13 protein-coding genes are annotated in these 11,435 nt (G+C 48.6%); 10 read left to right on the forward strand and 3 right to left on the reverse strand.

Annotated elements, in window-relative coordinates; translation table 11 throughout:
• Positions 1-124: 124 nt before the first annotated feature.
• Together HMPREF1254_RS00005 and HMPREF1254_RS00010 are read left to right on the forward strand one after the other, a co-directional pair.
• Positions 125-841 (forward strand): Bax inhibitor-1/YccA family protein, encoded by a 717-nt coding sequence (locus HMPREF1254_RS00005; protein ID WP_023056573.1) that lies wholly within the window; start codon positions 125-127, stop codon positions 839-841.
• Positions 842-846: 5 nt separating this feature from the next.
• Positions 847-1,755, forward strand: a complete 909-nt coding sequence (locus HMPREF1254_RS00010) for a DUF4923 family protein (protein WP_023056574.1) — start codon at positions 847-849, stop codon at positions 1,753-1,755.
• Positions 1,756-1,967: 212 nt separating this feature from the next.
• Here HMPREF1254_RS00010 and HMPREF1254_RS00015 read toward each other — a convergent pair whose 3' ends face one another.
• Together HMPREF1254_RS00015 and HMPREF1254_RS00020 are read right to left on the reverse strand one after the other, a co-directional pair.
• A complete protein-coding gene (locus HMPREF1254_RS00015; protein WP_023056572.1) occupies positions 1,968-2,336 on the reverse strand; it encodes a thioesterase family protein in 369 nt (122 codons plus the stop codon).
• Between the two features lie 2 nt (positions 2,337-2,338).
• The gene (locus HMPREF1254_RS00020) at positions 2,339-3,523 is read right to left on the reverse strand and encodes an alpha/beta hydrolase (RefSeq protein WP_023056579.1); all 1,185 of its coding nucleotides are present in this window, start codon (positions 3,521-3,523) and stop codon (positions 2,339-2,341) included.
• 268 nt (positions 3,524-3,791) lie between these two features.
• Here HMPREF1254_RS00020 and argR point away from each other — a divergent pair, with 268 nt between their 5' ends.
• Both argR and HMPREF1254_RS11525 read left to right on the forward strand, forming a co-directional pair.
• Positions 3,792-4,265, forward strand: coding sequence for an arginine repressor (gene argR / locus HMPREF1254_RS00025; RefSeq protein WP_023056575.1), 474 nt, complete (start codon positions 3,792-3,794; stop codon positions 4,263-4,265).
• 88 nt (positions 4,266-4,353) lie between these two features.
• A complete protein-coding gene (locus HMPREF1254_RS11525) occupies positions 4,354-4,536 on the forward strand; it encodes a PspC domain-containing protein (RefSeq protein ID WP_081699015.1) in 183 nt (60 codons plus the stop codon).
• On the opposite strand, the gene HMPREF1254_RS11890 is transcribed toward HMPREF1254_RS11525, so the two are convergent.
• Positions 4,520-4,765, reverse strand: coding sequence for a hypothetical protein (locus HMPREF1254_RS11890; protein WP_155945397.1), 246 nt, complete (start codon positions 4,763-4,765; stop codon positions 4,520-4,522). The genes HMPREF1254_RS11525 and HMPREF1254_RS11890 overlap by 17 nt on opposite strands.
• A 344-nt stretch (positions 4,766-5,109) precedes the next feature.
• Between HMPREF1254_RS11890 and HMPREF1254_RS00030 the strand changes: the two genes are divergently transcribed.
• The 6 genes from HMPREF1254_RS00030 (at position 5,110) to HMPREF1254_RS00055 (ending at position 11,429) form a co-directional block, all read left to right on the forward strand.
• A complete protein-coding gene (locus HMPREF1254_RS00030) occupies positions 5,110-7,122 on the forward strand; it encodes a BCCT family transporter (RefSeq protein WP_023056576.1) in 2,013 nt (670 codons plus the stop codon).
• 218 nt (positions 7,123-7,340) lie between these two features.
• Positions 7,341-8,123, forward strand: coding sequence for a ZIP family metal transporter (locus tag HMPREF1254_RS00035; RefSeq protein ID WP_004350839.1), 783 nt, complete (start codon positions 7,341-7,343; stop codon positions 8,121-8,123).
• Between the two features lie 111 nt (positions 8,124-8,234).
• Positions 8,235-8,555 carry a metal-sulfur cluster assembly factor gene (locus HMPREF1254_RS00040; RefSeq protein ID WP_023056577.1) on the forward strand — a complete coding sequence of 107 codons (321 nt, stop codon included), beginning with the start codon at positions 8,235-8,237 and terminating at the stop codon, positions 8,553-8,555.
• 170 nt (positions 8,556-8,725) lie between these two features.
• Positions 8,726-9,490 carry a UDP-2,3-diacylglucosamine diphosphatase gene (locus HMPREF1254_RS00045; protein WP_023056582.1) on the forward strand — a complete coding sequence of 255 codons (765 nt, stop codon included), beginning with the start codon at positions 8,726-8,728 and terminating at the stop codon, positions 9,488-9,490.
• Between the two features lie 17 nt (positions 9,491-9,507).
• Complete coding sequence (locus tag HMPREF1254_RS00050) at positions 9,508-10,203, forward strand: GDSL-type esterase/lipase family protein (RefSeq protein WP_023056578.1); 696 nt, start codon at positions 9,508-9,510, stop codon at positions 10,201-10,203.
• Positions 10,203-11,429 (forward strand): anaerobic sulfatase-maturation protein, encoded by a 1,227-nt coding sequence (locus HMPREF1254_RS00055; protein WP_023056581.1) that lies wholly within the window; start codon positions 10,203-10,205, stop codon positions 11,427-11,429. The genes HMPREF1254_RS00050 and HMPREF1254_RS00055 overlap by 1 nt, the downstream gene beginning before the upstream one ends.
• The last annotated feature ends 6 nt before the right edge of the window (positions 11,430-11,435 follow it).

Below are 11,435 nucleotides of genomic sequence, written 5' to 3' on the forward strand. Positions count from 1 at the left end.
GTAAGTCATGCCGAATGCGCCACGTGTTGCGCCGAATCTTTTTAACTGCATGGAACCAGATAGATTTGCATCCTTCACATAAATAATATATCTTTGCAGACAAATACATCAATAAAAAAGACTTATGGAAGTAAATGATTTAGACAGATTGATTAGAGAGCAAGAGGGTTCGTTGTCACTGGCTTTCCCGGCTCTCATGCGAAAAGTATATGTTTGGATGACCTTGGCGCTGGTTCTCACCGGCATAACGGCTTATGGCGTGGCTTCATCACCGGGTTTGATGATGACCATCTTTCAGACTCCAGCCATCATGTGGGGCCTCATCATCGCCGAACTGGCTATCGTCATCTCCATATCGGCTGCCACCAACAGACTGTCCCTCACGACAGCTACGCTGCTCTTTGTGCTCTATTCGGTCCTAAACGGTGCCACGTTTTCGCTGATATTCGCCGTGTACACCATGTCCTCCATCGCCAACGTGTTCTTCATCACGGCCGGCACCTTTGGGGTGATGGCAGCCTATGGCTATTTTACCAAGCGCGATTTATCATCGTTGGGCAGGCTTCTCTTGATGGCTCTCATCGGACTGATTATCGCTACCCTGGTCAACGTATTCTTGGTTAAGAGCAGTGGCTTCGACTTAATCCTCAGTTATGCAGGCGTATTGATTTTCGTAGGACTAACTGCTTACGACACTCAGAAGATTAAACAGATGTTGGCCATGCAGACAGACATGGGCGAAGGTGCGCAAAAGGTGGCCCTATTGGGTGCGCTGTCACTGTACCTCGACTTCATCAACCTGTTCTTGTATCTGCTGCGGATATTCGGAAGGAGAGAGTAAAGACAATGAAAACCATCCATTTAACGTGTGTCGCCTTATTTTGTGCGGCACTGATGGGTTGTGGCAGCTTGCAAACAGATACCACACAAGCTCAAAAGAAAGAAACAAGCACGTTTGGCCAAATACTCAGTGCCATGACCAATGCCGACGCTTTGGGCAACGCTTTCAACAGTGTTATTGGTCTGGACAAGCCAACCGAAGCCCAACTTTATGGCTCGTGGCACTACACCCAACCGGGTGTAGCGTTCACCAGTAAGAATGCTTTGGCGAAAGCCGGAGGCGAAGTGGCAGCCACACAAGCCAAGGAGAAGCTGAAAGCACCGTACCAAAGCGTTGGATTCAATGCAAGAAACACCGCTCTTCAGCTAAACAAGGACAAGACCTTCACCATTCAGTTGGCTGGCAAGACCTTCCAAGGCTCATATACTTACCACCCAGACGAATGCAAACTGGATTTGCAGACGTTCCTCATCACCTTTCCGTGTTATGTCAAGCGCACGCCAAAAGGCATGAGCTTTCTCTTGGAATCGAAAAAGTTGCTCACCCTGTTTCAGGCCATCGCCAGCATCAGCGGTAACAGCAAGCTGGAAACCATCGGTAAAATTAGCAAAAATTACGATGGCATCCGCATGGGATTCGAAATGGGAAAGCAAATAGACCAAGGCGATAGTAAATCAATCATGGAGAGTAACCTGATATTATACACGAACGACAATGGCGACGTAAGCATTCAAGTACGCTACGAAGATGGAACTTTTTGGCTTACTCAAAAACGCATGGCAGAGTTGTTCAATGTGAGCGTGAGTACCATCAACGAACATCTAAAAAGTATCTTCAACACGGGAGAGCTAACGGAAGAGGCAACTATTCGGAAATTCCGAATAGTTCGAAACGAAGGCACTCGCCAAGGATAATGCGAAAAACAACTCGGAGTTCATCCGATGCGAATACGAAGGCGCAGAACACTATCCATCAAACACTTACAATATACATGGGTTTAGCCGCTAATTTGTATGGAATTAGCAGCTAAACCCATGTTACTTATACCACAATTGCATGGCTATTAAAAAGCAAGTGTGCGTCTATGTTTCGCCACTCACTTTTTGCAGGCGAAAACACCCGTTTCTCATCCCTGCATGAAGCGTTGCTTGTCTACCACAAAGCGCAGATGCTCGCCCTCGCCAATCACCTCACCATCCTGCTTGGCCACCACGTGAAAAAACAGTTTGCGGCGGTCAATCTTTGTCAAAGTGGCCGTGGCTTCCACCATTGCCCCCACCTTACTCGGCTTGAGATGCGACGAGCTGATATGGCCACCCACCGTGGTTTGTCCTTCTTCCAATTCATTGGCCACTGCCAACATGGCAGCGTTCTCCATCAGTGCCAGCATGGCAGGCGTTGCCAACACAGGCAAATCGCCCGAGCCAATGACTTGCGCGGTTTGCGCATCGGTCACGGTCAACCGGCTGGTATGAGTCAATCCTTCTTTCAACATCGTTATCGTTTTTTAGATTCAACATTCACTTCAATCATGGCGGGGAACATGTACGCCCAGTCGTTACGCTGTGTGAGCGTTTGCCGCATGGTCGATTCCTTGCGCCTGACACGTCCACGAAACAACAATCGCTTACCATATTTAATGGTTACTGCTTTATCCAAATCAACCAAGTCGTCATTAAGATAGATGGTAAGCGAGGAGTAATCGCACTCGGTGACGTCTACCTGATTACCACGAATGGACGCGCGCACCATCTTGCCTGGTGCCAACTCTTGCTTAGGTGCGCCCAACCAATAGAAATAAGGTTTTACCACTTCGGCCTGCTGCCACACGATTTGCTTGGGATACGGGTTGCGGCGGAATCGTTGCATCCATGGCACCGCAGCCGAATCAACCCGATTCATCCAATGTCCCGCACCTTTTATTATATGCGTTTGATGAACATACCCTGTAGGATCGTGCTGTTGCAGCGAGTCCATTTGCAGTCCCCGCTGTGCTGCCAACGTATTACGATTGTAGGCAGCATCGTGTTCACCACACCAAATCATGAAAGGCAAGTTGCGAAGATTCAGTAATGAAACATCACCCGGATGGCCTGCCATCATCGAAGCCGCCGCCCACGAGTCGGCCATGCGTGGAGCCATGCGCCACACACCATCGCCACCAGCCGAGTAACCCATGAGGTACACCTTGTCGGGATTAACGCCCTCGAAGGCCACGCACATTTGGATGAGTTGTTCGTAGAGCGCATCGATTCCCTCGTGGCACCACATGTTCCACAAATTCCATGGCGCACGAGGTGCCACATATACCGCCTGCTGGGGGCGATAAAGATACTTCTGATTCTCCCATTGCTGGTTGTTCACCTCTTGTGTCGTTCCACCTCCCCCATGAAGCGAGATGAACAAGCTGTAGCCATCAGCTGGTTTGTCACCGTAGACCGTCCACCACAGCGGCATAGACACCTCATTATGTGTCAGCGTACGCGCCCTGTAATACAGTCCCAAACGTGCTCGGGTAGTTTTCATCCATTCTTTCTTGAGTCGCTCACCAATGATAGGCACTTCAGCTTTAGCGAGAAATCGCTCGCGCATGGCTCGTTTGGTGTGCGAGAAAGCGGGCAGAAACAACACGAGCGCAAGCAGCAGGGTGGCTCCCCATCGATAGGTTTGTTTGTTCATCATTGTCAATTATTTGCTTGGTTGTCACGCAAAGATAGCATTATTCTTCGACATCTGCCGCCTTGAAAGCACATTTTTCTCACTTGCCTCCATTTGTCCTGTCCATGGCAGCAGCGGTTACTCCAACCCATCGTCGTAACCAAGTGTGGATGACTCGTGCATCATATCCTCCGTTAATAAGTGTATATAAAAGTTGGATTTGGCAAGAATCGTTTTGTTTTTATGCAAAATTCATTATATTTGCAGCGATCAGTGAATAATCTTACAAACGATGAAATTAAAAGAAGATAGAATAGAAACCATCAAAATGCTTATTTCGAGCAAGGAGATAGGCAGTCAGAAAGAGTTGCTCGACGAACTGAAGAAAGAAGGTTTCGAACTAACACAGGCCACCTTGAGTCGTGACCTGAAGCAGTTGAAGGTAGCCAAAGCGGCCAGCATGAATGGCAAATATGTGTACGTTCTGCCCAACGAAACCATGTACCGCCGGGTGCACAAACCCGTATCGGCACGCGAAATGATGCGCACGCCGGGATTCTTGTCCATCAATTTCTCTGGGAACATCGGCGTCATCAAAACCCGTCCGGGCTATGCCAGCAGTATCGCATACAACTTAGACAACAGCGACATCCCGGAAATTTTGGGGACCATCGCCGGCGACGACACCATCTTCATCGTCATCAAGGCTGGCGTGAGCGAATACGAGATAACGGACTTGCTCAACGAGCTGATGTTAAATATGTAATGAACCATAAACGCATGGCGGGAACGCATGCAACTTTTACGGCCTCGGCAGCGTCTAACATACAAGTAAAAACAAAAAGACAAATGTTATGATGAAGAAACTAACCTTATCCAATAACAGGATGATTGGAGGAGTTTGTGGCGGGTTGGCCGAGTATTTTGATGTAGGCCCTACCCTCTTCCGTGTGCTCTATGCCGTCGCAACGGTGTTCACCGCTTTCAGCGGACTGATACTTTACCTTATTCTGTGGATGATTATCCCCAAGAAATAGCCACGAACGAGAGTCGTTTCATGTTGCACATGGCTTCACGGAATGCACGCTTACCAGCATTTCGCATCTGCTTTTGCAGACATACCAGAGCGAGTTGAAACCCATATCGTCCATGCGCAGGCTGGGAAAGACGTACAAGCCACATGACGATAGCAACCGATTGTTGGGCAAAACTTACTGAAAAGCTGCACGGAATCAGTATTTCCGTGCGGCTTTTCATTGTATCCAACCAGCCGTTTTACGTTAAATGATGAAAATAAATAACCGATTGTAACATATTTTTCGTAATTTTGTACGCAGAAAGTTCGCTGACGTTCATAGGTTCGACGAGCTTACTGCTAAAATAATACACGCTGTTTTAGTATGCAAAATCATCTGATGCACTCACTAAAATAGCTTATTTTATGCTCGTGACCGTAGGTTTTTCCTACAAAGATGTCACGATTATCCATGAAGTACTGTAGGGTGCAACTCATCCTTGTTTCTGTCCCTGGGCGTTTGTTTGGTCCAGTGACAAACATGACATGTGCTTCCAAGACGGTTTGCCGCGAGGCTTAAACAGAAATAAAAACAATGGAAAGACAAAAAACATTTAAATTCAAGACAGCTTTTGATCGCAAAGTAGCCATTCCTGGTTTGTCAGTATTAATTCTCCTATCTATTTATTGCGGGCTTTTTCCGACCCAAGCCGAATCCGTGTTGACCACGGTTCAGACCTACGTTTACCAAAACATGAGTTGGGTTTACGTGTTGCTAATCACCTTCTTCATGGTGTTTCTGGTGCTTTTGGCGTGCAGCAAGGCTGGCAACATCCGATTGGGTGCAGACAATTCGGAACCGCAATATGGCTTTTTCTCCTGGATTTCGATGCTTTTTGCGGCCGGCATGGGCATTGGATTGATGTATTATGGCGTGGCCGAACCGATGACTCATTATGTAGCACCAGCGTTGGCCGACTCCGCAATTCCGGCAAAAGAGGCTCAGTTACACACTTTTTTCCACTGGGGGTTGCACGCTTGGGGTGTTTATGCCATCGTGGGTCTGGTGCTGGCCTATTTCTCTTATCGTTATAAATTGCCCTTGGCCATTCGCAGTGGTTTATATCCCTTGTTGAAAGATAAAATCAATGGCCCCGTAGGCGATGTCGTGGATATCTTCGCTTTGGTGAGCACCTTCTTCGGTATTGCCACCTCTTTAGGCTTGGGAGCCATGCAGCTCAACGCCGGACTGAATTATTTGGGCCTGGTAGAAGAACAGAGCTTTACCTGGCAAGTTGCATTGGTCATCGCGGTGACCAGCATAGCCATTTGTTCTACACTGTTGGGTATGAACAAAGGCGTGAAGCGATTGAGCGAGCTTAATTTAGCGTTAGCGGTATTGCTGCTGATCTTTGTCCTGGCACTAGGCCCCACCATCTTCTTGTTGAGCGCATTCAGTGAAGGTGTTGGGCATTATTTCAGTCAGTTTGTCAACCTCACCTTCAACACCTTTGCCTTTGAGCCACAACGCCAACAGTGGTTCACCGACTGGACCGTGATGTTCTGGGCGTGGTGGATTTCCTGGTCGCCTTTCGTAGGTTTGTTTATTGCTCGCATCTCAAAAGGGCGCACCATTCGTGAATACATCCTGGGCGTTTTGTTGGTTCCGTCCTTACTTATCTTTGTGTGGATGACGGTGTTTGGCAACGGAGCCATCTGGTTTGACCAAAATACCGCAAACGGAGCGTTGTCTGCTCTGGCCAACTATCCAGACGTACTGCTATTCAAGTTCCTGGAACAGTTTCCCATGTCTCAATTTCTTTGTGGACTGGCCCTTATGATGATTGCCGTGTTCTTTGTGACATCCTGTGACTCGGGCATCCTGGTAATGAACAGCATTTCCACCAAGAACAGGCCCAATTCGCCCCGTTGGCAGAACGTATTCTGGGGTGCCCTGCTCTGCTTACTATCCTTGTTGCTGTTGCGCACGGGCGGTTTGAAGGCATTACAAACCATGACCTTAATCTCGGCCTTACCTTTTGGCATTGTCATCGCCCTGTTGTGCTTCTGCTTGGTCAAGGCTTTGAGGCTGGACAACCTGTATCACTCGACGAAACTTCCCTATGGTAGTCGCAATTGGGACGGTGAACATTGGGAGCAACGATTGGATCAAATCTTGACCTACTCGCAGAAAAAAGATGTTAAACGGTTCATGGCCGAGAAGGTTCGGCCAGCCTTTGAAGAGATTCTGGCGGCATTGGAGCCGAAAGGAATCCATGCCGAGATACGCGGCGAGCAGGAGGGTAAGATGAGAATTGAACTGATGATTCCGCACAACAAGATGAATAATTTCGTTTATGGAGTGATACCTGAGCGACAAAGCATCTCCGACTACTTCATCGATGACGAGAACACGCCCAACATTGACACGATTGACCTGTACGTGCCCGTAACTTATTATAACGATGGTAGGCGCGGCAATGACATCCAATACCTGACGAAGGAAGAAATCATCGCTGACGTACTGCGCGAATACGAACGATTCAGCAGCATCATTCGCAACGAACAGAATGAATTGTTGGTGATAGACCGCGACCATTTGAAGTAATCACTCAAGGCTTGCACCGAACGCATTTCCGTGCAACGGCGCACCAACAGACCGACAAACGGCATTGAACCAACTTAAAAAGGGTACCGCAGAGGTGCCCTTTTTTGTTTTTTCTAAAAATAAACTTCCTATTCGGATTTTTTTATCTACATTTGTAACGCATTGATGAAGGGGACAACATGAGGATGTTACCCCGTCATTCATAAGAAGTACAAACCATGATGAGTGATTTGCTTTTGATATTAGCCATGCCCCTCGCAGGAACTGTCTTGGGCGCATCGTTTGTTTTCTTCATGAAGGACCAAATGTCAGCAGTGGTTCAGAAAGCATTGTTAGGCTTTGCGTCGGGCGTCATGGTGGCTGCCTCGATCTGGTCGCTGCTCATTCCCAGCATGGAACAATGGGCCGACATGGGCAAGTGGCAGGTATTACCTGCCGCAGTAGGCTTTGCGATAGGCATCGGATTCTTGTTGCTGCTCGACCATATCACGCCCCACTTGCACCTGGGTAGCACCGAACCCGAAGGGCCACGGGCGCATTTAAGTCGCACCACCATGCTCATCTTAGCCGTCACGATACACAACTTCCCCGAAGGAATGGCCGTGGGCGTGGTGGTTGCCGGTATGCTGCAAGGTGACGTAGGCATATCCGTGGGCGCAGCCATGACGCTGTCACTGGGCATTGCCATCCAGAACATTCCGGAAGGAGCCATCATATCCATGCCCCTGAAATCTGAAGGTAAAAGCAAATGGCGCTCGTTTACCATGGGTGCGCTGAGTGGAGTTGTTGAACCGATAGGCTCGGTTTTGGTCATCTTATTGGCCGCTTTGCTCACGCCTACGCTGCCTTTCATGTTGTCGTTTGCCGCCGGTGCCATGTTCTATGTAGTGATAGAAGAGTTGATACCCGAGGCCTCACAGGGCGAGCACAGTGACTGGAGCACCATCGGCTTTGCCATTGGTTTTCTCATCATGATGACACTGGATGTGGTGCTGGGCTAATATTTACTTTGAACTTTGAACATTGAACTTTGAACTTTATACTTAGTAAAAAAGCTAACGACTCGTAAACTAGTCAACTCGTGAACTCGTGAACTTATATAACTATAAAACATGACACCACAAGAAAAAACAATATTGGAAGAACGAATCGTGGATGTTCTCAAAACAGTGTACGACCCAGAGATACCAGTCAACATCTTCGACCTCGGTATGATCTACAAGGTAGACGTGCAAGACGACCATACGGTAGACATGGACATGACCTTCACCGCACCCAACTGCCCTGCGGCCGACTTCATCCTGGAGGATGTGAGAAGCAAGGTGGAGAGCCTCGAAGGCATCAAGGCCTGTAACGTGAACCTGGTCTTCGAACCAGCATGGGACCAAAGCATGATGAGCGAGGAGGCAAGGGTAGAGTTAGGATTTGACTAAAGAATGACAAAGCCTCCCACTCAAAGCACTCCAACCATAGAAAGGAGGAGCGATGAGGCTGGTTGGATGGATGCGTTCATGCAAAACTAACTATGAAGGTGACAGGTCAGAGTATGCGAATCACACGGTGACATCCCAAAAAGTTCGAAGAAAATAATTCCAAACTGAATATGAAAAACGTCTATTTCCTTTCTGATGCACATCTTGGCTCGTGGGCCATCCAACACCAACGAACACAAGAAAGACGACTGGTGCGTTTCCTGGACAGTATCAAGGAAAAGGCATTGGCCATCTATCTGCTGGGTGACATGTTTGACTTTTGGAACGAATACCGATATGTCGTGCCGAAAGGATATACGCGCTTCTTGGGTAAGATTAGCGAACTCACCGACATGGGCGTGGAGGTTCATTACTTTGTTGGCAACCATGACCTGTGGACCTACGGCTATCTGGAACGAGAATGCGGCGTGATTGTCCACCGCAAGCCCTTGACAACAGAAATCGGCGACAAGGTGTTCTTCTTGGCACACGGTGACGGATTGGGCGATCCCGACCATCGGTTCAAACTGCTGCGCAAGATTTTCCACAACCCAACTTGCCAGCGTTTGTTCAATGCCATCCATCCGCGATGGGGCATGTGGCTCGGACTTACCTGGGCAAAGCACAGTCGTTTGAAGCGAGCCGATGGCAAAGAAACGCCTTATCTTGGAGAAGACAAGGAATATTTGGTGCTATTTACCCATGAATACATGAAGACGCATGCCGACGTAGACTATTTTATCTACGGACACCGACACATAGAACTCGACCTGACGCTGAGTCGCAAGGCGCGCATGTTGGTTCTGGGCGACTGGATATGGCAGTTTACCTATGCCGTCTTTGATGGCGAGCACATGTTCATGGAGCAATATATCGAAGGCGAAAGCAAACCATAAATACAAATAACACATCAATGAAGACTAAATTTCTAAGCATGGTTCTCTTCTCATCCATGTTATTTTCGGCGAGCCAGGCCGTGGCGCAGCATCACGAATTTGCTAACTATAAACGGTATGCACAAGACAACACCAGACTGGGAAAGCCGGCCAAAGATGAAAAACGCGTCGTGTTCATGGGCAACTCCATCACGGAAGGATGGGTCAACCAGCACCCCGACTTCTTCAAAAAGCATGGCTATATCGGCCGAGGCATCAGCGGACAAACTTCCTTCCAATTCCTCTTGCGTTTTCGCGAGGACGTCATCAAGCTGCAACCCAAGGTGGTTGTCCTCAATTATGGAACCAATGACATCGCTGAAAACATAGGGGCTTACAACGAAGAACTGACCTATGGCAACATCATCTCGATGGTGGAGATGGCTCGCTTTCACAAAATCAAGGTCATCTTGGCCTCCTGTCTGCCTGCTCGCAACTTCGGTTGGCGACCCAACATCACAGACGGAATGCAGAAAATTCGCAGTCTTAACGCACGAGTAAAGGCGTACGCCAAAGCCAACAACATACCGTATGTAGACTATTTTACGGCCCTGCTCGCCAAAGATGGCAACGGCATGGACAGCAAATACACACCCGAAACCGTACATCCCAACCTTGCTGGCTATGCGGTGATGGAGAAACTGATTGTGCCCGTGGTTGAAAAACTGCGCTAATGGCCGTCGCCTCACCCTTCTCGCGCCCGCTCTATGTGATGACAAAGCCTGCGGGCGCATCATGTAACCTGGCTTGTGAGTATTGTTATTACTTAGAGAAGTTGCAGCTGTATCGCCACGACACACGCCACGTCATGAGCGATGAAATGCTCGAACGCTTTGTCAAGCAATACATTGAGAGCCAAACCATGCAGCAGGTTCTTTTCTGCTGGCATGGCGGAGAAACGCTCATGCGCCCCCTATCGTTTTATGAAAAGGTGGTCAGGTCGCAGCGTCAGTATGCGCAGGGCAGGCAGATAGACAACGTCATACAGACCAACGGGACGATGATTGACGACCGCTGGGCCCAATTTTTCCATGACCAGGGTTGGCTGGTGGGCGTTTCCATCGATGGTCCTGAAGAGTTTCACGATGAGTACCGGCGCAACAAAGCCGGCCGACCTTCATGGCGTCAGGTGATGAAAGGCATCAACTGTCTGAACAAGCATCAAGTAGAATGGAACGCCATGGCCGTGGTCAACGATTTCAATGCCGACTATCCACACGATTTCTATCAATTCTTCAAGGACATAGGTTGCCATTACCTGCAATTCACACCAATCGTCGAACGGATATCACCCCATCCTGACGGGCGGCATCTGGCATCCATGGCTGATGACGCGCAAGCAGAGTTGGCTGACTTCTCGGTCACACCTGAGCAGTGGGGACACTTTCTTTGCACTGTTTTCGATCAATGGGTACGCAACGATGTGGGTTCTACTTTCGTGCAATTGTTTGACACCACCCTGGCCAACTGGATGGGAATGGATGGCAGCTTGTGCACCATGGCCAGAGAATGTGGGCATGCCGGCGTGATGGAATACAATGGTGACGTGTATTCGTGCGACCACTTTGTATTTCCCGAGTACAAACTTGGCAACATTCACGACAATACGTTGACAGAGATGATGTACAGTGAGCGTCAACAAGCCTTTGGACAAAACAAATACCGCTCTTTGCCACAGCAGTGCAAAAGCTGCCAATACCTCTTCGCCTGTCATGGCGAATGTCCCAAAAACCGATTCTCCGAAACGGCACAGGGTGAGCCTGGATTGAATTATCTATGCCAAGGTTACTACCGCTTCTTTGATCATGTAGCCCCTTACATGGATTTCATGAAGCGCGAACTCACTGCTCACCGTCCGCCATCCAACGTCATGGATGCCATCAAGAAAGGCTTATTATAAGAACAT

The organism is Prevotella sp. BV3P1 (assembly GCF_000479005.1).
GTDB lineage: Bacteria > Bacteroidota > Bacteroidia > Bacteroidales > Bacteroidaceae > Prevotella.

Bases quoted from the DNA above. Each gene is read 5' to 3' on its own strand.
- HMPREF1254_RS00005 (WP_023056573.1), top strand. From the start codon at position 125: ATGGAAGTAAATGATTTAGACAGATTGATTAGAGAGCAAGAGGGTTCG.
- HMPREF1254_RS00010 (WP_023056574.1), top strand. From the start codon at position 847: ATGAAAACCATCCATTTAACGTGTGTCGCCTTATTTTGTGCGGCACTG.
- HMPREF1254_RS00015 (WP_023056572.1), bottom strand. From the start codon at position 2,336: ATGTTGAAAGAAGGATTGACTCATACCAGCCGGTTGACCGTGACCGAT.
- HMPREF1254_RS00020 (WP_023056579.1), bottom strand. From the start codon at position 3,523: ATGATGAACAAACAAACCTATCGATGGGGAGCCACCCTGCTGCTTGCG.
- argR (WP_023056575.1), top strand. From the start codon at position 3,792: ATGAAATTAAAAGAAGATAGAATAGAAACCATCAAAATGCTTATTTCG.
- HMPREF1254_RS11525 (WP_081699015.1), top strand. From the start codon at position 4,354: ATGATGAAGAAACTAACCTTATCCAATAACAGGATGATTGGAGGAGTT.
- HMPREF1254_RS00030 (WP_023056576.1), top strand. From the start codon at position 5,110: ATGGAAAGACAAAAAACATTTAAATTCAAGACAGCTTTTGATCGCAAA.
- HMPREF1254_RS00035 (WP_004350839.1), top strand. From the start codon at position 7,341: ATGATGAGTGATTTGCTTTTGATATTAGCCATGCCCCTCGCAGGAACT.
- HMPREF1254_RS00040 (WP_023056577.1), top strand. From the start codon at position 8,235: ATGACACCACAAGAAAAAACAATATTGGAAGAACGAATCGTGGATGTT.
- HMPREF1254_RS00045 (WP_023056582.1), top strand. From the start codon at position 8,726: ATGAAAAACGTCTATTTCCTTTCTGATGCACATCTTGGCTCGTGGGCC.
- HMPREF1254_RS00050 (WP_023056578.1), top strand. From the start codon at position 9,508: ATGAAGACTAAATTTCTAAGCATGGTTCTCTTCTCATCCATGTTATTT.
- HMPREF1254_RS00055 (WP_023056581.1), top strand. From the start codon at position 10,203: ATGGCCGTCGCCTCACCCTTCTCGCGCCCGCTCTATGTGATGACAAAG.